Raw genomic sequence first — 18937 nt, forward strand, 5'->3', positions numbered from 1 at the left:
CAATTTTTAAGATATAAATTAAAAATTCATTAAAAACAAATAATTACTATATTTTTTGCTATCCATAAAACAATAATGAGCCGATTCACATGTTTAAATAGATATTCTCTGTGGGAGGAGGAGCATGCACCGCAAGAGAATGAGGGTGGTATAAGCATCTCTCCCTCAATCTCTCCTGCAAGCAGGAAATGTCCCTGGTCTTGATCAAAAAGTGATTGATAAAAGCGCTCTAGAATGACTTATGAGAAAGAAGACAGAGCTATATATTTTTCGCACCAAAAATGTTCATTTTTGATTCTTGTCATTGCTTGGTGCGCTATTTTAGACCGGATTAGTTAAAGGGATCACGAATCTCGTTTTCCTGCGGTTGAGGACGTGGATTGGTTTCTGGGCGTGGCGCATTCTCGACGGCACTTTCTGATTTTTTCACATCGACCACCTTGCCAGATTCGTCACGGCGAACAACGGTTGTGCTGGTTGTTGCAGTACCAGAGCCAACTGAAGTTTTCGGTGATGCATCATTTTTGGGTCGGATGGATTCCTCTACTCTCGGTAAAGGCACATTTTTCAGGCGAATCTCGTATAGCTTTTGATGGCTGTTCAGCTCTTCCGATCCCAGTCCATCCACCAGGCCGGCATAACGCTGCATCTGTACAACTTCAGGTTGCACCGATTTTGGTAGACTGAGGTTCAGGCTTGATAAGTCCTGGTTCGCTTCATTGGCTGTTTTATATAAACCGTACAGCAATACAAACTGTTCAGGCTGATTCTCACCCGAAACACGCACATAAGTGAAAGGCTTACGGTCGCTCTGTTTTTTAAGAAAGCTTTTGAGAATGGCTTCCTGCCTTACCCGAAACAGTTCAATAGCATACTGTTTTTTGTTTTCACTGATATATTTACTGCCACGAAACTCAGGTTCATGGCTTGCTGTCACCACAATACGTGTATTTAGGTCTAAAGGTTTGACCTCATCTTGCAATGCACCAAGATGAGTCATAGAAGCCACCTTTTCGGGCTGAATCTGAATTTCTTCTTCAGATTTTGGCTGCTTTTGGATCTCTACCAGCTCTTCAGAATCAGTCATAGACCAAAAGATCAGCGCAGCAAGCAGGCAGCATATGCCACAGACCAGCCAGAAATAATGCTGAATCTTTTGCCAAGGGGTACCTAATGCTGCCATATCAATTTAAACCTGTGCCTGATTGGCTAAAATTGCCTGTTTCATTAACTCGACATCGAAGTCGCGGGTAATCACGGCATGTCCGAGCTGTTTCAATAATACCAGACGTAACTGGCCATTTAAGACTTTCTTATCATGGGCCATATAGGCCAGAAACTCATCCAGAGGAATTTTAGGACAAACGATTGGTAGTTTGGCACGAGAAATGATTTTTTTTGTACGTTCCAGATCTGCTGCTGAAATCCATCCCATGCGCTGTGACAGATCAGCCGCCATAACCATACCAGTTGCCACAGCCTCGCCATGCAGCCATTCACCATAGCCCAGATAAGATTCAATGGCATGACCAAAAGTATGACCAAGATTCAGGAGCGCACGCTCACCCTGCTCTTTCTCATCATTGGCCACAATACGTGCTTTATGTGCACATGACCGATAGACGGCTTCGGCCAGCAATACGGCATCACCAGCCACCAAGGCTTCCATATGCTGCTCAAGCCATACTAAAAATGACTCATCACCCAAGAGCGCATATTTAATCACTTCAGCCAGTCCGGCAGACAGTTCACGCGCCGGCAAGGTCTTCAGTTGAGACATATCCGCGAGTACCACCTGAGGCTGCTGGAAAGCACCAATCATATTTTTACCCAGCGGATGATTGATCCCGGTTTTTCCCCCCACACTAGAGTCTACCTGAGACAGCAAGGTGGTTGGTACCTGAACAAAATACACTCCGCGCTGGAAACAGGCCGAAGCAAAACCGGCCATATCACCGATCACCCCTCCTCCCAATGCCAGGACGGTACAATCGCGGTTAAATCCAGCTTCCAGCAAGGCATCAAAAATCAGGTTCAGGTGTTCAATGTTTTTGTATTTTTCACCATCAGGCAAAATGCAGGTGGCCACCGTTTTACCTAACTGTTCGAGGGCTGCCTGATAATGCTGAAGATAAAGTGGTGCAATCGTTGCATTGCTCACAATCATCACCTGTTTGCCATGAAGATAAGGCGCAAGTAATTGCTGAGGATCGAGCTGACTGCCAATATAGATTGGATAACGACGATCACCGAGTTCTACGTATAAGGTTTGCATGATGGAACCACTTTATTCAACTAAACTTATTTTTTGGAAAGAATGAGATGTAAAATCCGCTGCGCCAGGTCGCGTGCAGCGCCTTGATTGGTCTCAATAATATAATCTGCCACTTCACGATATAACGGATCACGGACCGCCAGTAAATCACGTAGCTTCTGTTCCGGATTTTCGACCTGAAGGAGTGGGCGGTTTTTATCGCGATAGGTACGTTGTAGCTGAATTTCAACTGGAGTATAAAGATAAACAACGATTCCGCGCTGTTTCAGATAATTTCGATTTGGGGCTTGGGTAATTGCGCCACCACCGGTTGCAAGTACCAGTTGTGGCCTTGAGGTTAACTCATCAATGACCACAGTTTCACGACTTCGAAACCCCTGTTCACCCTCTTTTTCAAAGATCCAAGGAATCGTAGCACCTGTTTTCCGCTCAATTTCATGATCACTATCCAGAAATTCACGTCCTAACAATTCCGCCAGATGTCGTCCTACTGTTGTTTTACCGGCCCCCATTGGCCCTACCAAATAGATATTTGGCAGGGTTTCAAACTCTTTGCTTGGCAAGGAGTCACCTATTCATTTTGTTAAATTCAAAATATATTAATGATTTCTTGAAACACTGTCATTAACAATTCGAGGTGTAACAAAAATCAGCAGCTCGCGCTTGTTGTCCGATTTCAAATCTTTACGGAATAAACGCCCTAAATACGGAATATCTCCCAGGAATGGAACCTTGGTTTGTGCATTACGGGTTTCCTGCTCAAAAATACCGCCCAGTACTACTGTTTCTCCATCACCGACCAATACATTGGTATTGATCTGATTTTTGTTGATCGTTAACTGGCCTGTTGGCGTCGGGTTTCCTGGAGAGTCACTGGTGATATTCAGTTCCATTTGAACCTTACCATCTGGGGTAATACTTGGGGTTACATCCAGACTTAAGGTTGCATCAATAAACTCGGTAGTTGAAACCGCATTCGCACCGCCCCCTTCTGCAGACTGATAAGGAATCTGCGAACCGGACGTAACTATCGCTTTTTGCTTGTCTGCAGTCATGACTTTAGGCGTCGAGATAACTTCGCCATAACCGTCAGCCTGCAAGGCAGAAAGCTCAAGGTCAAGCATAAAGTCAGATAAACTGATTAGGCCAAAAGCAATCCGGCTGGCACCAGGGCTGGTGACTCCCAGGTCTACATTCAGGTTATCTGGTCGTTGAATATCATAAGTCCAGCGACCAGTTTCACTATCGAGTTCAGGTTCTCTAAGATCCCATATTGTAGTATCGCTCCCGCCCACCAGCAGGTGATTATTATTAGTAATCCCCTGTGACAGAATACCCCACTTCACGCCCATTTCTTTGGTAAAGTCAGTCGTGGCCCTTACGATGCGCGCCTCCACCATCACCTGCTTGACTTGTACATCCAGCAGATCAACCAGGTTACGAATTTTGTCAATAAAAGCCTGAGTATCATTGACAATTAAAGTATTGGTACGGGCATCAATAGAAACAGAACCACGTGAACTTAATAAACTTTCCTTATCATCATTATTGTTGCTCCCAGTTGAGCTGCCTGAATTGGATGACCCTTTATTTTGTGTAATCAGTTTTTCAATTTCTACTGCTTTAGCATAACTGAGCTGCATATATTCCGTTTGAATCGGTGCCAATTTTACGCTTTGCGCTAAGGCTTTGGCCTCTTCTTCCTCAGCTTTGATCAATTCAGTAACCGGTGCAATCCAGATGACATTGTCATTACGGCGCTTGTCCAGATTTTTGGTTTTCAGTACAATGTCCAGCGCCTGATCCCAAGGCACATCTTTCAAGCGCAAGGTAATATTTCCCTGCACACTATCAGCTGCGACCATATTGATATCGGTAAAATCAGCCAGCAGCTGGAGCACACGACGTACCTCAATATCCTGGAAATCAAGCGAGATTTTCTTGCCCGTATAAGTCATTTCTTTGGGACGTAGCGGACTTTTCGCTTCAGGGCGCTTCAGGCTGATCGTCAGCCGGTTATCTGTCTGATAGGCCATATATTCATAACTTTCACCTGACTGGATAGTAATAACACCACTGCCATTCTGGTTAACAGCATCTACTGTCGACACAGGCGTAGCGAAATCATTCACATTCAAGCGACGCGTTAAATGCGCAGGAATCTTGCTTCCAAGAGTGCGCACAATGACTTTAGTGCCCTGCTGCTGTACATCTACCGGGGTATTACTGCCGGCCAGATCAATCACCACCTGGCCTTCACCTTGGGAACCACGCTGGAAACTGATATTGCTAATGCCTTGAGCCACTTTCTGTTGTTCTATAACCGGCTGTACAGTTGCTAGCGAGCTGGCCGAATTAATTTTAAGAATAAAGGTATTACCTTCAGTGCGCGTGGTGAACGCCCCTGCTTTAGCCAGGTTCACTGTCAAGCGCGCACGCTCAGCATCCGAGCTGACATCCACGGAATTAGCTTCAGCTGTAGCGACCGGAATATGGGCCTGTTTAAGATTTTGCTGGGCCTGATCAAAATCCAGAATGAGCCGGGAAGGAGATTCCAACTGATACGCTTGTGGTTGCGGTGGCAAACCATTGAACATGACCCGAATTTCTGTACCTTGTCCAGGAATCTGCATTGCGACCACATTGGTCAAGGCCACCTGTGCGCTTGCTGCCTGCATGACCGCAATCGCTACAGCCCCCATTGAAAACTGACGAAACACATGAGTCATTGTATTAGCATCCCCAAAAATAAATTCTTTCATACTCTTATTCATTTTTATTCCTTAAAACTTATGGCGCTGGTCCGATCAGAACCAGACTTCGTGGTCGTTCCACATACCCCTCACGGCCATCTGGAATAATCTCAATCAAGTCGATCTGAGTGGGTGTAATATTAACCACCCGACCATGATTCAGCCCCATATAACTGCCCCGCTGTATCCGCTCAATTTCGCCATCCGGAGTTTGCATCAGAGCCAGAATCTGTCCTGCCTGATTTCTCATTGTCCCTTTCATGCTCAAGGTTTCCAGCGGATAACTTTCCAATGGCTGTAATTGACGTGATAAATTCGGATAAACCCGCTTACCTGCCATAATTTTTAGTTCAGCTGCCAGTGAGCTTGGTAAAAAAGGGCTTTTTAGTGAATGGGCTGCATAATTAAACGTTTCTACAGGCATAAAGTCTGGCGCAGGCTCAATCGGTAAAGGCGGCTGATTACGAATATTGGCCATTTCCTGATTGACCAGATCAATTCTGGACTCACAGCCTGCCAGTAAAAAACCAAGGGTCAAGGCCGATGTCATTTTAATGATATTCATTATTGAGCCCCCGTGGTACTGGCGTTATTCGTTGGGGATGAGGCATCATCACTATTCCCAACATAACGATAAGTCTTGGCTTTAACGATATAGTCAATCACAGGAATTTCAGATTTCTTTTCCTGGCTTTCAGTACCGCTAATAGTGAAATCATGCAGCGTTACAATCCGGGATAGACCGGCAATGCTGCTGACAAAAGAACCAAATGCGTGATAGTCCCCAGTGGCCTCAATAGCGATGGGCTGTTCAATAAAGAATTCTTGCTTAACTTCAGGCTCCAGACGAATATTTTTGAATTTTAAACCAGAGTTCACTCCACTCAGGTTAATATCTTCGACCAGTCCCGGAATTTCAGTTTCTTTAGGCAACTGTTCTAACTGCTGGTTAAAACGTGCTTCCATTTCCTGTAACTGAATCTGATACTGCTGCAAATTACGCAATTTAGATTCTTTTTCACGGAACTCATTGAGCAGGTTCTGTTCCTGCGCATTGGCCTGCGAAATCGATTCAATGGTGCTGCGAATCACAATAAAATACACCAGCATAAAAATCAGGACGATAATAAAAATCCAGCAGCTAATCTTGACCGATAAAGGCCAGCTACCGTAATTATTCGGGTCCAGGGTATTAAACTGCTGAAAGAACTTTTCAACCGTCATTTTTTTTCTAGGAACAGCCACTGTCTCTTGGCTGAACTCATCAAATTCTTGATTACTCATGATGATGCTCCCGCTGCAGGACTAACTGGCTGTTGTTCTTCGGTCAGGACAGGTTGATTAATCTGATCCAGATCAACCGTTACCGTAAAACTTCCATAGGATTCTTCCACACGTGGAATAACCGAACTAGGCGCTTTTTCTTTTGAGGCTTCTGCCACCAGAAACGCATTCATAAACGCATTCCGGTACCAGAAGGAAGCTTCCAGATTACGTAATAATTCTGCAACCGTATTCGGGCTTTCAGCTTTACCTTCAATGGTAAATTTATCACCACTACGCTGAAATTTGGTAATGTACATATTGCTTGGAGTGACCCGTACAATCTCATCAATCAGATGCACCGCAATTGGGCGCTGGGTCTGTAAGCCCTGAATCAGCTTCATGCGTTCCACAATGGCATTACGCTGTTCTTGCAAGCCCTCCAGAGCCTTCAGCTGCACATCCAGATTTTGGTTCGTACTGACAATTAGCTGATTGGCCTGTTCCTGATCCTGCAGCTTATGGTCATAGTAAAACCAGGTCGATCCTGCTGCTGCTAACCCCAGAAAAAGTGCCCCCACACCAATTGCCACAAATTCATTATTTCTTTTAACTCTTAGCTCATCACGCCAAGGAAGTAAGTTAATTCTTGCCATTAATCAAAACTCCTCAATGCCAAACCGCATGCAATCATGAGTGAGGACGCATCATTCTCAATTTTTTTAATATCGATTTGAGGAGCAAAGCCCATTTGTAAAAATGGATTTGCGATGGTGACCCGGTAGCCTAGTTTCTGCTGTAACAATTTCGCCAGCCCCGGAATATTGGCATTCCCCCCTGCCAATAAAATATGATCAATTTCATTAAATTGTGAAGATGAAAAGAAGAACTGCAAGGAACGCGCAGCCTGTTGCACCACGGCATCCAGAAACGGCTCCAATACTTCGACATCATAATCATCCGGCAAGGCACGGTTTTTTTTGGCACGCCCGGCTTCCTCAAAAGACAGTCCGTAACGATTCTGGATTTCCTGAGTCAGCTGTTTGCCACCGAACACCTGTTCACGGGTATAAATGATTTTATTATTTTGCATAACAGACAGGGTGGTCATGCTATGTCCGATATCCAGAATACCGACCGTATTGACCCCCATCGGCAAGGTGTCTGAAAATACCTTAAAGGCATTCTCCAGCGCAAAGCTTTCGACATCGGCAATCTTGGGAGTTACTCCGGCGATTTGCAGCACTTCAGAACGTGTTTCGACATTCTCGATTCGGGTCGCAACCAAGAGCACATTGACCCGGTTTGGGTTCGCGAGGCGATCCGGCAGGACTTCAAAATCCAGACTGGCCTCATCCAAAGGGAAAGGAATATATTGTTCAGCGTCTTCACGAATCTGAATTTCCCGTTCCTCATCAGACATATCAGCGTCCATTTCAATAGTTTTGGTAATCACCATTGAAGTTGGAATGGCAAAAGCGGCTTGATTAGATTGGAGATTGGCTAGATTAATCGCACGTGCCAGAGCATCTCCCACCGCTTCTGGATTTAAAATATTTTTTTCAACCACACTGCTTTCTGGTAAAGGAACCAGTGCATAGCTTTCTACCCAATAACGGCCACTTTTTACAGATAACTCTAACAACTTTACAGAAGTCGAACTAATATCAACCCCCATTAACCCCTTATTTGGCTTACGATATAATCTGCGCACCATCATTTTCCTATTATTTTTTTATCCCCAATAAAAATACAGCTTACCAACTGAGTACGCCTATAATTTTATATAGATACAATAACTCATCTAACAATATGCATATCTAAAGGATATACTGATCGCTCATTAGTTTGCCATTAGCTCTTATTAAAACTTACTTGTTATGAAAAAGCTATCTTGTTCAGGCCTTGTTCATCCATTTTTTTTGATCATTATTATTATAGCGATCTCAGTTCCGATGGGTTTCTATGGCATGTATCTCTATATTGCCCCATCTTTGCCTGAAATGTCCACACTGCAAAAGGCTCCCCTATTAAAGCCCCTGCAAGTTTTTAGTGCGGATAATGAGCTAATTGCCGAGTATGGCGGCAAACTTTCGGTTCCCGTGAAATATGAACAAATTCCACCTGAGTTTATTCATGCCTTTCTGGCGGCCGAAGATTCCAGCTTTTTTGAGCATAGCGGCATCAGTTTTAAAGGCCTGGGACGGGCACTCAGTGAAAGTGTAACGGGTTCCGATGTACAGACGGGCGGCTCCACTATCACTATGCAGGTTGCAAAGAATTATTATTTAAGCCCCGAACGTACTTTAAAGCGTAAGCTGACTGAAATTTTTCTGGCACGAAAAATTGAACAGAACCTGAAAAAAGAAGAAATTTTGACGTTATATGTCAATAAAATTTTCCTGGGTAAAAATGCTTATGGTATCGCGGCAGCTGCCAAAATTTACTATAACAAAAGTCTGGAAGAGCTTTCGACTGCCCAAATGGCAATGATTGCAGGTTTGCCCAAAGCACCTTCCCGTTATAACCCGGTCGCCAATCCAAAACGTGCTTTAGAGCGCCGCAACTGGATTTTGGGACGTATGCTGCAATTGGGTTATCTCAACCAGACGCAATACCAGGAAGCTATTGCCGAGCCAGTTAACCTGGATATGCCGGATCGCAGTACCCGTAACAAATTTCCCTATGTGGGCGAAATGGTCCGGGCAGAACTGGTCAGAAATCTGGGTGAGCAGGCTGTAGATTCCGGCTATAAAGTCTATACCACCATTCATAGTCAACGGCAGGCCTATGCCGAACAAGCTGTGCAAAATGGTTTGGAGGCGTATGATCGCCGTCATGGCTGGCGTGGGGCAGAAGCCCATGATCAGCCACTGAGCAATTTCCGTGCCTATGCCAATACTTTTCCTGCTCAGGTCACTCAGGTGCATAAGAATAGCTTTGAAGCTCTGATGCAGGATGGTACGACTGTGACTGTTCCTTGGTCAGGCATGTCTTGGGCGCGTCCCTATCGTAACGTCAACAGCGTGGGGGCTGCACCGAACCGAGCATCACAAGTTGTTCAAGTTAAAGATATTGTCCGTTTAAGACCTAATCAGGATAAAAGCTCCTGGTCACTGGTGCAAATTCCGCAAGCACAGGGTCAGCTGATTGCAATCAACCCGAATAATGGTGCGATTGAAGCGGTGGTAGGCGGCTATAATTTTTATCAGTCCAAATTTAACCGGGCCATTCAAGGCTGGCGGCAACCTGGTTCGATCATTAAGCCCTTCGTTTATGCACTGGCTTTAGAACGTGGCATGACCCCACATACCATGGTGAATGATGCGCCAATCACTATTGGTAAATGGAGTCCACGTAACTCGGATGGCCGTTACCTAGGTATGATTCCATTACGCCGTGCACTTTATCTATCCCGTAATACCGTTTCGGTACGCCTGCTCCAGTCAGTCGGTATTGAACGCACCCGGCAGCTGTTTATGGATTTTGGTCTGCAAGATAGCCAGATTCCGCGTAACTATACTATTGCACTCGGTACACCACAGGTTTTACCCATCCAGATGGCCACAGGCTATGCAACTTTTGCCAATGGCGGTTACCGCATTCAGCCGCATTTTATTACCCGTATTGAAGATGCGCATGGCAATACCATTTTTATGGCCAAACCTGAATATGCCTGCATTTCATGTCTTAATACCAAGGCAGACGCTCCTGCTTCGGCTGAAGTGATCACGCCTGATGATGAAGCTATTGAGCTGAATAATGCAGCACTGGAAAAGAAAACTGTGGCACCACAGATTTCAGCTGAAGCCAGCAACTATCGTCAGGCACAGCGTATTTTAAAATCCAGCTCGGCCTATGACATGGCCAATATTCTGCGTGATGTCATTCAGCATGGTACCGGACGCGCTGCCCTAAGAATTGGGCGTGGTGATATTGGCGGGAAAACCGGAACCACCAATGATGCCAAAGATGCCTGGTTCGCAGGTTTCAATGGCAAACTGGTTACAGTAACCTGGGTGGGCTTTGACCAGCCGACCACTTTAGGTCGTCGTGAATATGGAGGAGTCGCTGCCCTGCCAATCTGGACTGACTTCATGGGCAATGCTTTAAAAGGCGAGCCAGAGGCTTGGGTACGCCTGGACCGAAATGCCAAAGCTCCTCTAAACCGCTCCAAGGAAGTGCCAGAGGCCGAACAACGGGATCCTTCATCTCCGCCACTGGCAACTCCACTGTACCGCCCTGCCCCAGTGATGGTACCGAAGCGTGCAGAGAGTGATTTTGACGATCTGCCGGGAGAGAAAATTACTCTTCCAGTTGAAGAGCCGGCGCCAGCACCTGTGACTCCACCGACGTCACAGGAACAGCCCTTACAACCCAAACGTGCTGATGCGCTCGACAACCTGATCCAACAAGTACAGTAAATTTTACAACCCGCATCAAAAAAGCCCTCCAGTGAGGGCTTTTTGTTGCGTGATTTTTTAAAGTGATTTCTTTTGAAACAGATAAATCTGATAGTGAGCTTGTAACTCAAACTGCTCCTGCTGCTCAAGTGCCTGACGGCGTTCCGCTTTGGCCTTATAGGCATAAGGGGTCATGGCTATCAGATGTTTAAGATCAGCCTGTGACAGCGTCATAGGGGCTTCTACTAGCTGTTCACTGAGCAGCTCAAAGCCATCTTTGAGCTGCTCGACAAACTTTTGTGGTTCATGCGGCTTCACCTCTTCAAATAAGGCTTCACGCAGAGCATATAAGTGCTGTGGTGCTGGGGTCACCACCATCAAATAAGACTTCGGTTTCAGAACCCGCAGAATCTCCTGTTGTGGAATCGGGCTGAATAAGCTGGTACACAAATCAATCGACTCATCCAGTACCGGCAAGGTTGCTCCGGTCCCCACCACCCAGGTCACTTCTTTATTTAGTTTGGCGGCCACCTGAATGGCATTCTTGGCAATATCGACACCGACACATTGCATTACTTCAGCCTGCATGGCATCGGTGTAATAGCCTTCACCACAGCCGATATCCAGCAGGTTTTCAATCCGCAGCTCACGGATTTTCCCGACGACCGCCTGCTGTAAGGGGGCATAATGACCTGCACTTAAAAAAGCCCGGCGTGCCTGCACCGATTCCGGTGTATCGCCCGGATTTTTACTGTGTTTATGCTGTACCACATGCAGATTCACATAACCCTGCTTGGCCACATCATAACTATGCTGATTCTCACAGCGCCAGCTACGCGCATTTAAGCTAAGCTGCTCACGACAGACTGGGCACATGAGTAGATTCATCATTTTCTCCAAACAAAAAAGCCGGCATGCACCGACTTTTTCCAATGCATTACTTAACGCAATTTTAAGGTCATTAAGCCCAAAACTACCAGCATAATTGTAATAATCCAGAAACGAATCACCACCTGAGTTTCACGCCAGCCTTTTTTCTCATAATGGTGATGTAGCGGTGCCATCAGGAAGACTCGTTTATTACGCATTCTTAATGAACCGATTTGCAGGAAAACTGAAATGGCTTCGACGACAAATACACCGGCCATAATGGCAAATACAATTTCCTGACGCACCATTACGGCGATCGTACCCAGCATCGCGCCTAAGGATAAAGCGCCGACATCACCCATGAATACTTGCGCCGGGTGGGCGTTATACCACAGGAAAGCCAGACCGGCACCAATCATGGCAGCACAGATGATCACCAGCTCAGACGAATATTTTACGTAAGGAATATGCAAATAGTTGGCAAAACGCACATCTCCCGCCAGATAGGCAAACACCCCCAAACCAGCCGCCACCAGAACCACTGGCATAATCGCCAGACCATCCAGTCCATCGGTGAGGTTAACGGCGTTCGAGGCTCCATTAATTACAAAATAGGTGAAAATAATAAAGCCAATCCCCAGTGGAATCAGCGATAAAGGAATACTCAAGTCTTTAAAGAAGGGGATCAGCAGATCCAGCATATTCGCAGTATGTACCGGATTGGTCTGCTGCTGCGCGATTACATACAGTGCAATCCCGGCCCCAAGTGAACCGACCGACGTCCAGAAAAATTTCTTGCGGGCAGGCAAACCGGCATTATCTTTATAACGGATTTTAATCCAGTCATCGGCCCAGCCAACTGCACCGAAAATCACCATCACAGCCAGGACAATCCACACATACGGGTTGGAAAGGTCCGCCCAGAGCAAGGTGGAAATCCCGATCGATAACAGGATCAATATCCCGCCCATGGTCGGAGTGCCCATTTTTTTGGCATGGTTTTCCGGTGCGAACGAGCTGACCGCCTGACCATATTTCAGGGCTTGCAGCTTGCGGATCATGATAGGACCCAGAACCAGACCAATCATCAATGCCGTCAGGACACTTAACAAGGCACGTAAAGTTAAATAACGTACCACCTGAAACGAGCTATCAATGCCCGCCAATTGTTCAAATAGCCATAACAGCATTTAGAGTTTCTCCATCAATGCAGCCATCAGGGTTTCCATATGGGTATAACGTGACCCCTTAAACAGGAAAGACATCGGCTGAGGTTGATGTGTTTCAATCAAATGAATTAAAAATGGCAATGCCTGCTCCTGATTTAAAAAAGCCTGCATTTTTTTACCATATTGCGTACTACGTGCCCCTTCCTGTGCCGCAGGTGCAAACTCACCCACTGCCACAACAAAGTTCAAGCCTTTCACAGACACCAGATCACGGCCCAGTTTATAATGTTCCATTGCTGCCGCTGAACCCAGCTCACCGATATCCCCCGTCACCATGACCCGGATGCCCGGTTGCTGCGCCAGCACTTCTGCAGCGGCGCGCATAGAGGTCAGATTGGCATTATAGGTATCATCAATAAATAAAAATTCTTTGTGCTGAATAAAATTCAGACGACCTTTAGCTCCCACAGCCTGTTCCAAGCCTGCCACAATATCCTCCAGGCTGATCCCGATTGCTAGCGCAAAGGCAGCGGCAGCTGTAGCATTTTCGATATTATGCTCACCTGCAAATGGCAGATTAACCGCTTTTGCACCTTGTGGCGTATTCAGGACAAAACGGGCCGACTGGGACTGTAACTCGATTTCGCTGGCATAGACCTCGCCACCCGCACCGAAACTCAAGACCTGCCCGGTACTCACGGCCTGACGAATTGTCTCGGCATAATCATCAGCTGCCGGCACAATCGAAGTTTCAGAAATATGCGCATAAATTTCCGACTTGGCCTGGCAAATGCCATCGCGCCCGCCAAATTCACCCAGGTGAGCTGTACCGATATTGATAATTCCGGCCACATGGGGCTGCACCAGATTGGCGGTGTAATCAATTTCTCCGCGATGACTGGCACCCAGCTCCATCACAGCATACTGGTGCTCGGCACGCAGTTCCAGCAGCATCATCGGTACACCCAAATCATTGTTCAGGTTGCCTCGGGTCACCAAGGTAGGTGCCAGACGTGAAAGAATACTGCCCAGCATTTCCTTGGTGGTGGTTTTACCACTACTCCCCGTCAAGGCAATTACTTTAAGCTGTGAATGCTGCTGACGGCGGTACGCACCCAGATGTCCAAGTGCCAGGCGGGTATCTTCTACCACCAGTTGACAAATATCGGCATCTACCGGAGAGCTGACAATCGCCAGCTGACAGCCCTGGTCAGCGACCTGTGCCACAAAATCGTGCGCATCAAAACGCTCACCCTTGAGTGCCAAAAACGCATCGCCAGTTTCCGCATGACGTGAATCGGTTAAAATTCGCTTGATCTGATCGTCAGGCTTTTTATCATTCAGCCAATAGCCTTGGGTGGCCTGCTGTAATTGTTCTATACTCCACGGCTCTAGCGCCGCAGTCGTTGTGGTTGAGGTATGCATGTAAAATCCTAATGCGCGGGAAATGCTGAATCTGTCGTATGATGCCGGGCATCAATTGCTGCCTGAACTTCGACCACATCATCAAACCAGTGAAGAACTCCATCAATTTCCTGATAGTTTTCATGGCCTTTTCCCGCAATCACCACAATGTCACCTGCTTGTGCATGCTTCACGGTGTATTTGATGGCTTCCCGGCGGTCCTGAATTTCATGATAGGTCTTGCCTGAAAAATCAATGCCTTGTTTCATGTCGGCAAAAATCTGTGCCGGATCTTCGCTACGCGGATTATCCGAGGTCAATACGGCGATATCGGCACCCTCCAGCGCAGCCTGAGTCATCAGCGGACGTTTACCACGGTCGCGGTCTCCCCCACAGCCAAAAGCTGCCCATAACCTTTTCGACGCATGGCGCTTCAGTGTAACCAGCACCTGAGTCAGGGCATCTGGAGTATGTGCATAATCCACGACAAACAGGCGTTCACCATCACGAATCACCTGCATACGTCCTGGTGCACCTTGCAGTTCAGGCACTGTCGCGATTAAGTCGGCCAGTGCAAAACCGGCCTGCTCTGCCATAATCAGGCTGGCCATCAGATTTTCAATATTAAAGTGTCCCAGCAACGGGCTACGAATGCTAAAACTGCCTTGTGCAGTCAGCAGTTTGAATGCAGCTCCGGAAATACTGTAGCGGATATCCTGAACCTGATAGTCTGCTGGCTGAGACAATGAATAAGTTAATATTTTAGGCTGGCTTGGATTATTTTTTGCAGCATTCAGCATCACATCGGCAAAGTCATCATCCAGATTGATAATCGCAACTTTCAGACCGGCAAACTTGAAGAGCGCAGACTTGGCTTCGGCATATGCCTGCAAAGTCCCATGATAGTCCAGATGATCCCGGCTCAAATTGCTATATGCCGCGATTTCAATCTCACAACCATTCAAGCGACCTTGTTCCAGACCATGCGAACTGGCTTCAATCGAAGCAAATTCTGCGCCCTGTTTTGCATAGCCATGCAAGGCATGTTGCAACTGTAAGGCATCCAGCGTGGTATGCGAGGAGGCTTCCAGATTTGGCAGAATCCCGTTTCCGGTTGTACCCATCACTGCACAAGGCTTGCTTTGTAGCATCAGCAGCTCTGCCACCAGACGGGAAATCGTCGTCTTGCCATTGGTTCCGGTTACCGCCAGAATCCGTACTGGTTTAACTGGCTGAGCCGCCTGTAAATACTGCTTTTGCCACTGTCCCATCAGATAGCGTACCTCTGGCACGACCAGTGCAGGTGACAATCCCAGATCAGTTTCTGAAATAACGGCCAGTGCTCCCTGTTCCAAGGCTTGGTGAGCAAATTGTGCCGTTTTTTCTGGCTGGGACAAGCTGGTCAGGGCAATAAAAATTTGTCCCCGTTGAACTTTACGGCTATCCAGCTCAAACCCGTTAAAGGACTGTAACATCCAATCGGCGGCTTCAGGCCCGGTGTAGATATCTTGGAATGTAATAGACATTAATCACCTATTTACTGGACTTTGGGAGATTCTAAAGGTTTGTCCAAAGGGACATTGAGTAAGCGCAAGGATTCCTGCATCACACGCGCAAAAACCGGCGCCGATACTGTACCGCCATAGTAGGTGCCTTGCGGGTTTTCCACCACCACCGCCATGGCAATGCGTGGATCACTCACCGGGGCAACACCGGCAAATAAAGCACGGTATTCACTCTGCGAATAGCCTTTACGGTCGGCACGTAGCTTGTGTGCGGTACCCGTTTTACCAGCGACACGATAACCCGGCACCACCGCACGGGTGGCAGTACCGCCTGGTAAAGTGGCTGTTTCCATCATTAATAGAACTTGATCCGCAATCTTTGGATCAAGCAGCTGTTCACCTTGGGGCTGCTCCTCAAGCTTGAACAGGCTCAGTGGCATTTTAACGCCCTTATTGGCCAGCATTGCATAAGCATCGGCTAACTGGAGGACCGTGGCATTCAGGCCATAACCATACGACATGGTGGCCACTTCAGAGACGTTCCATTTGCTTGGCGGCAGAATCAAGCCGGCACTTTCACCCGGGAATTTCACCGCAGAGCGCTGGCCAAAACCCAGACGTTTATAGAAGGTTGGCAGTGTTTCATACGGCAAAGACAAGGCTAGTTTGGCAACCCCAACGTTAGAAGACTTCCGGATAATGCCGCCCAAGGTTAATGGCCCATAGTTATGGGTATCCCGGATAGTATGGTTGCCGACACGCATACTGCCAGGGCTGGTATTGACCACTGAATTGGCGGTGTATTTACCGCTTTCCAAAGCCATCGCCACAGTCAGCGGTTTCATAGTTGAACCAGGCTCAAAAGAGTCAATCGCACCGCGGTTACGCATCGCATCTTTATTCTGCAAACTATTTTTATCATTCGGGTTATACGATGGCCAGGAAGAGAGCGCCAGAATTTCCCCGGTTTTAACATCCACTGCAATCGCAGTCGCCGAACGGGCATTATTGGCCACCCCTGCTGCGGTCAGTTCACGATACATGATGTATTGCAGGCGTGAGTCGATACTCAGGGTAATATTTTCTCCCGGTTCAACTTCCTTGATGACTTCCGGCTCCTTGACACGGTTCCCTTTTTTATCACGAATAATCTGCTGTTCGCCATCCTTACCCGCCAGGCGGGTATTCAGCTGCATTTCCAGACCTTCAATACCCGTACCTTCACTGTTGGTCAAACCAATAATCTGTGAGTTCGGCTGTGGCTGCGGATAATAACGCTTATAGTTTTTCTCAGTATATACACCCTGAAAATTACGCTTCATGATCAGCTCCGCCTGCTGGGGCGGTACTTCTTTTTTCAGCACCAGATAACGCGAACGCTGACGCTCGTCCATTTTCTTGCGCAATTCGGCCCGATCCATCCCGACAGCATCTGCCAGCTCATCCAGATTCAGGTTTTTATCCGGCAGCTGACGTTTCAATTTGCGGCTATTCGGCTCTTTTTCCAAGGCCAGCATGGTCTCTTCATAGAGCTGTTTATTTTCAAAATAATCCCGCGGGTCAATCACGATTTTCATGATGGGTGTACTGATGGCCAGCGGCACGCCATTGCGGTCATAAATCACGCCACGCATGGCTTTGATGGTATTGGTTCTTAAAATGTTGGCATTGGCTTTATTTTGCAGAAAATCTTTATTAATAATTTGCACATAAAAGGCGCGCCCGATCAAAACGATAAAACACAGCAGCACCACTGCCCACATCAGATAGAAACGGTTGATATAAATATTTGAGGTATTTTTATCAGTGATGGACTGCCTTTTACGTACCGGTTGCTTTTTTCTCTTGTCTACCATGTTGAAGCACTAGCCTTATTTTTTCTCATCTGAAGTCTGTGGTAAGGAAATCACAACGCTTTGTGACACCGGTGGCGAGTACATCCTTAACTGGGTAACCGCGCGCGTACCAATCTGCGCAGTCGCTCCAAAAGTCTGCTGTTCAATCAGCAAACGTCCCCATTCTGCATTCAGATCATCACGTTCACGCAGATAGGTACTCAGTTTCCGGTTGTCCTGACGATATTCAAACACTTGAAATACCACAAATACTGCACTGACAAAGATCATCAGTACCAGCACGATATAAGTAACGGCTTTTTTCAGCCACAACTTATCTGTTTTTTTACCAACCACTTCAGTTTTCATGATGTGCCTATTAAGCTAAACGTTCTGCAACCCGCAGCCATGCACTGCGTGACCGAGGATTGGCCTTCACTTCCTCCTCACTTGCCTTTACACGAGCCACTTTTTTTAAACGTCGCGTATCCTTCTGTTGTTGCGGCATGCCCCACCCCGAGTCTTCTGCGAGTGTCGATTCTTTTTGAATAAACTGTTTAATCAACCGGTCTTCGAGTGAATGAAAGCTGATCACCGCCAGACGGCCTTCCGGTTTTAAAATATCGACTGCCTGAGGCAAGAAGATTTCAATATCTTCCAATTCTTTATTAATAGCAATACGAATTGCTTGAAAAGTGCGGGTGGCAGCATGCTTATTTTTTTCCCATTTAGGATGCGCCACCTTAACAATTTCTGCCAGCTCGCCTGTGGTTGCAATATAGCCGGCCTTTTTAATGGCTTTGGCAATACGGCGACTATAACGCTCTTCGCCATACTGGAAAATAATATTAGCCAAAGCCTCTTCTTCAATCTCGATCAGCCATTCTGCCGCAGTAGGTCCCTGTGAATTATCCATTCGCATGTCCAAGGGACCGTCTTTCATAAAACTAAAGCCCCGCTCGGCTTGATCCAGTTGAGGTGAAGACACTCCCAGGTCAGCCATAACCCCATCCACACTGTCTATGCCCTGTTCAGCCAGTGCTTCTTTTAAATCGGCAAAGCTGGCATGAATAATTTTAAAACGCGGATCTTGCTGTTCCAGCTCAGCTGCCACGGCAAGAGCCTGCGGATCTTTATCAAAAGCATAAACACGCGCATGTTCATCTAATTTCGACAATAATAAACGCGTATGTCCACCACGCCCAAAGGTTCCATCCACATAAACTCCTGTATTGCGACCAGCCAGCAAGGCATCAATCGTTTCGTGAAGTAGTACAGAAATATGTGACATAACAACTCAATAATTAAGGCGAAAAATTTAACTGCACATTATCACTCTGTTTGTATAAAGCTCCAAATGACTTTTTGTAGATAAATATTACTTTTCATGCAGAAAACCATTTTTATTTTCTTTCCAGCATATTTAGCCGGCTAAAATAACAAAAAAGCCTCTTCAAAGA

General features: G+C 46.7%; 16 protein-coding genes. 1 reads left to right on the forward strand and 15 read right to left on the reverse strand.

Going from position 1 to position 18937, the window contains the following annotated elements; genetic code table 11:
• Nucleotides 1-331 precede the first annotated feature (331 nt).
• The 8 genes from E5Y90_RS12415 to E5Y90_RS12450 are packed head-to-tail and all read right to left on the reverse strand — an operon-like array spanning nucleotide 332 to nucleotide 8005.
• Nucleotides 332-1183, reverse strand: coding sequence for a hypothetical protein (locus E5Y90_RS12415; RefSeq protein WP_174660342.1), 852 nt, complete (start codon nucleotides 1181-1183; stop codon nucleotides 332-334).
• Nucleotides 1184-1189: 6 nt separating this feature from the next.
• Nucleotides 1190-2275, reverse strand: a complete 1086-nt coding sequence (gene aroB, locus E5Y90_RS12420) for a 3-dehydroquinate synthase (protein WP_174660343.1) — start codon at nucleotides 2273-2275, stop codon at nucleotides 1190-1192.
• A 26-nt stretch (nucleotides 2276-2301) separates the two neighbouring features.
• Nucleotides 2302-2838: a shikimate kinase AroK gene (aroK, locus tag E5Y90_RS12425; protein ID WP_151205184.1), complete on the reverse strand. Its 537-nt coding sequence runs from the start codon at nucleotides 2836-2838 to the stop codon at nucleotides 2302-2304.
• 36 nt (nucleotides 2839-2874) lie between these two features.
• Nucleotides 2875-5049, reverse strand: coding sequence for a type IV pilus secretin PilQ family protein (gene pilQ / locus E5Y90_RS12430; RefSeq protein ID WP_174660344.1), 2175 nt, complete (start codon nucleotides 5047-5049; stop codon nucleotides 2875-2877).
• A gap of 16 nt (nucleotides 5050-5065) precedes the next feature.
• A complete protein-coding gene (locus tag E5Y90_RS12435; RefSeq protein ID WP_151205182.1) occupies nucleotides 5066-5593 on the reverse strand; it encodes a pilus assembly protein PilP in 528 nt (175 codons plus the stop codon).
• Nucleotides 5593-6312 carry a type 4a pilus biogenesis protein PilO gene (locus tag E5Y90_RS12440; RefSeq protein WP_151205181.1) on the reverse strand — a complete coding sequence of 240 codons (720 nt, stop codon included), beginning with the start codon at nucleotides 6310-6312 and terminating at the stop codon, nucleotides 5593-5595. The genes E5Y90_RS12435 and E5Y90_RS12440 overlap by 1 nt, the downstream gene beginning before the upstream one ends.
• Nucleotides 6309-6947, reverse strand: a complete 639-nt coding sequence (locus tag E5Y90_RS12445) for a PilN domain-containing protein (RefSeq protein ID WP_174660345.1) — start codon at nucleotides 6945-6947, stop codon at nucleotides 6309-6311. Before E5Y90_RS12445 ends, E5Y90_RS12440 begins: the two co-directional genes overlap by 4 nt.
• Nucleotides 6947-8005 (reverse strand): pilus assembly protein PilM, encoded by a 1059-nt coding sequence (locus E5Y90_RS12450; RefSeq protein ID WP_151205179.1) that lies wholly within the window; start codon nucleotides 8003-8005, stop codon nucleotides 6947-6949. The genes E5Y90_RS12445 and E5Y90_RS12450 overlap by 1 nt, the downstream gene beginning before the upstream one ends.
• 166 nt (nucleotides 8006-8171) lie before the next feature.
• Between E5Y90_RS12450 and ponA the strand changes: the two genes are divergently transcribed.
• Nucleotides 8172-10715: a penicillin-binding protein PBP1a gene (gene ponA, locus E5Y90_RS12455; RefSeq protein WP_174660346.1), complete on the forward strand. Its 2544-nt coding sequence runs from the start codon at nucleotides 8172-8174 to the stop codon at nucleotides 10713-10715.
• 57 nt (nucleotides 10716-10772) lie between these two features.
• On the opposite strand, the gene E5Y90_RS12460 is transcribed toward ponA, so the two are convergent.
• From E5Y90_RS12460 to rsmH, 7 genes are read right to left on the reverse strand one after another with little or no spacing between them, the layout of a single operon-like run.
• Nucleotides 10773-11582 (reverse strand): putative RNA methyltransferase, encoded by an 810-nt coding sequence (locus E5Y90_RS12460; protein ID WP_174660606.1) that lies wholly within the window; start codon nucleotides 11580-11582, stop codon nucleotides 10773-10775.
• Nucleotides 11583-11635: 53 nt separating this feature from the next.
• Nucleotides 11636-12754 carry a phospho-N-acetylmuramoyl-pentapeptide-transferase gene (gene mraY / locus E5Y90_RS12465; RefSeq protein WP_151205534.1) on the reverse strand — a complete coding sequence of 373 codons (1119 nt, stop codon included), beginning with the start codon at nucleotides 12752-12754 and terminating at the stop codon, nucleotides 11636-11638.
• The gene (locus E5Y90_RS12470) at nucleotides 12755-14158 is read right to left on the reverse strand and encodes a UDP-N-acetylmuramoyl-tripeptide--D-alanyl-D-alanine ligase (RefSeq protein WP_174660347.1); all 1404 of its coding nucleotides are present in this window, start codon (nucleotides 14156-14158) and stop codon (nucleotides 12755-12757) included. It lies immediately after the preceding gene.
• 8 nt (nucleotides 14159-14166) lie between these two features.
• Complete coding sequence (locus tag E5Y90_RS12475; protein WP_174660348.1) at nucleotides 14167-15663, reverse strand: UDP-N-acetylmuramoyl-L-alanyl-D-glutamate--2,6-diaminopimelate ligase; 1497 nt, start codon at nucleotides 15661-15663, stop codon at nucleotides 14167-14169.
• Between the two features lie 11 nt (nucleotides 15664-15674).
• Nucleotides 15675-17498: a penicillin-binding protein PBP3 gene (ftsI, locus tag E5Y90_RS12480; RefSeq protein WP_174660349.1), complete on the reverse strand. Its 1824-nt coding sequence runs from the start codon at nucleotides 17496-17498 to the stop codon at nucleotides 15675-15677.
• Nucleotides 17499-17513: 15 nt separating this feature from the next.
• Nucleotides 17514-17846 carry a cell division protein FtsL gene (gene ftsL / locus E5Y90_RS12485; RefSeq protein WP_151205328.1) on the reverse strand — a complete coding sequence of 111 codons (333 nt, stop codon included), beginning with the start codon at nucleotides 17844-17846 and terminating at the stop codon, nucleotides 17514-17516.
• 10 nt (nucleotides 17847-17856) lie between these two features.
• Nucleotides 17857-18768 carry a 16S rRNA (cytosine(1402)-N(4))-methyltransferase RsmH gene (gene rsmH, locus E5Y90_RS12490; RefSeq protein ID WP_151206665.1) on the reverse strand — a complete coding sequence of 304 codons (912 nt, stop codon included), beginning with the start codon at nucleotides 18766-18768 and terminating at the stop codon, nucleotides 17857-17859.
• Nucleotides 18769-18937 lie beyond the last annotated feature (169 nt).

Source organism: Acinetobacter sp. 10FS3-1, from assembly GCF_013343215.1.
In the GTDB taxonomy this organism is placed as follows: Bacteria; Pseudomonadota; Gammaproteobacteria; order Pseudomonadales; family Moraxellaceae; genus Acinetobacter; species Acinetobacter lwoffii_C.

What these genes read in the sequence shown, in the direction of transcription:
- E5Y90_RS12415 (WP_174660342.1), bottom strand. Translation starts at nt 1,183, where the DNA reads ATGGCAGCATTAGGTACCCCTTGGCAAAAGATTCAGCATTATTTCTGG.
- aroB (WP_174660343.1), bottom strand. Translation starts at nt 2,275, where the DNA reads ATGCAAACCTTATACGTAGAACTCGGTGATCGTCGTTATCCAATCTAT.
- pilQ (WP_174660344.1), bottom strand. Translation starts at nt 5,049, where the DNA reads ATGAATAAGAGTATGAAAGAATTTATTTTTGGGGATGCTAATACAATG.
- E5Y90_RS12435 (WP_151205182.1), bottom strand. Translation starts at nt 5,593, where the DNA reads ATGAATATCATTAAAATGACATCGGCCTTGACCCTTGGTTTTTTACTG.
- E5Y90_RS12440 (WP_151205181.1), bottom strand. Translation starts at nt 6,312, where the DNA reads ATGAGTAATCAAGAATTTGATGAGTTCAGCCAAGAGACAGTGGCTGTT.
- E5Y90_RS12445 (WP_174660345.1), bottom strand. Translation starts at nt 6,947, where the DNA reads ATGGCAAGAATTAACTTACTTCCTTGGCGTGATGAGCTAAGAGTTAAA.
- ponA (WP_174660346.1), top strand. Translation starts at nt 8,172, where the DNA reads ATGAAAAAGCTATCTTGTTCAGGCCTTGTTCATCCATTTTTTTTGATC.
- E5Y90_RS12460 (WP_174660606.1), bottom strand. Translation starts at nt 11,582, where the DNA reads ATGAATCTACTCATGTGCCCAGTCTGTCGTGAGCAGCTTAGCTTAAAT.
- mraY (WP_151205534.1), bottom strand. Translation starts at nt 12,754, where the DNA reads ATGCTGTTATGGCTATTTGAACAATTGGCGGGCATTGATAGCTCGTTT.
- E5Y90_RS12470 (WP_174660347.1), bottom strand. Translation starts at nt 14,158, where the DNA reads ATGCATACCTCAACCACAACGACTGCGGCGCTAGAGCCGTGGAGTATA.
- E5Y90_RS12475 (WP_174660348.1), bottom strand. Translation starts at nt 15,663, where the DNA reads ATGTCTATTACATTCCAAGATATCTACACCGGGCCTGAAGCCGCCGAT.
- ftsI (WP_174660349.1), bottom strand. Translation starts at nt 17,498, where the DNA reads ATGGTAGACAAGAGAAAAAAGCAACCGGTACGTAAAAGGCAGTCCATC.
- ftsL (WP_151205328.1), bottom strand. Translation starts at nt 17,846, where the DNA reads ATGAAAACTGAAGTGGTTGGTAAAAAAACAGATAAGTTGTGGCTGAAA.
- rsmH (WP_151206665.1), bottom strand. Translation starts at nt 18,768, where the DNA reads ATGTCACATATTTCTGTACTACTTCACGAAACGATTGATGCCTTGCTG.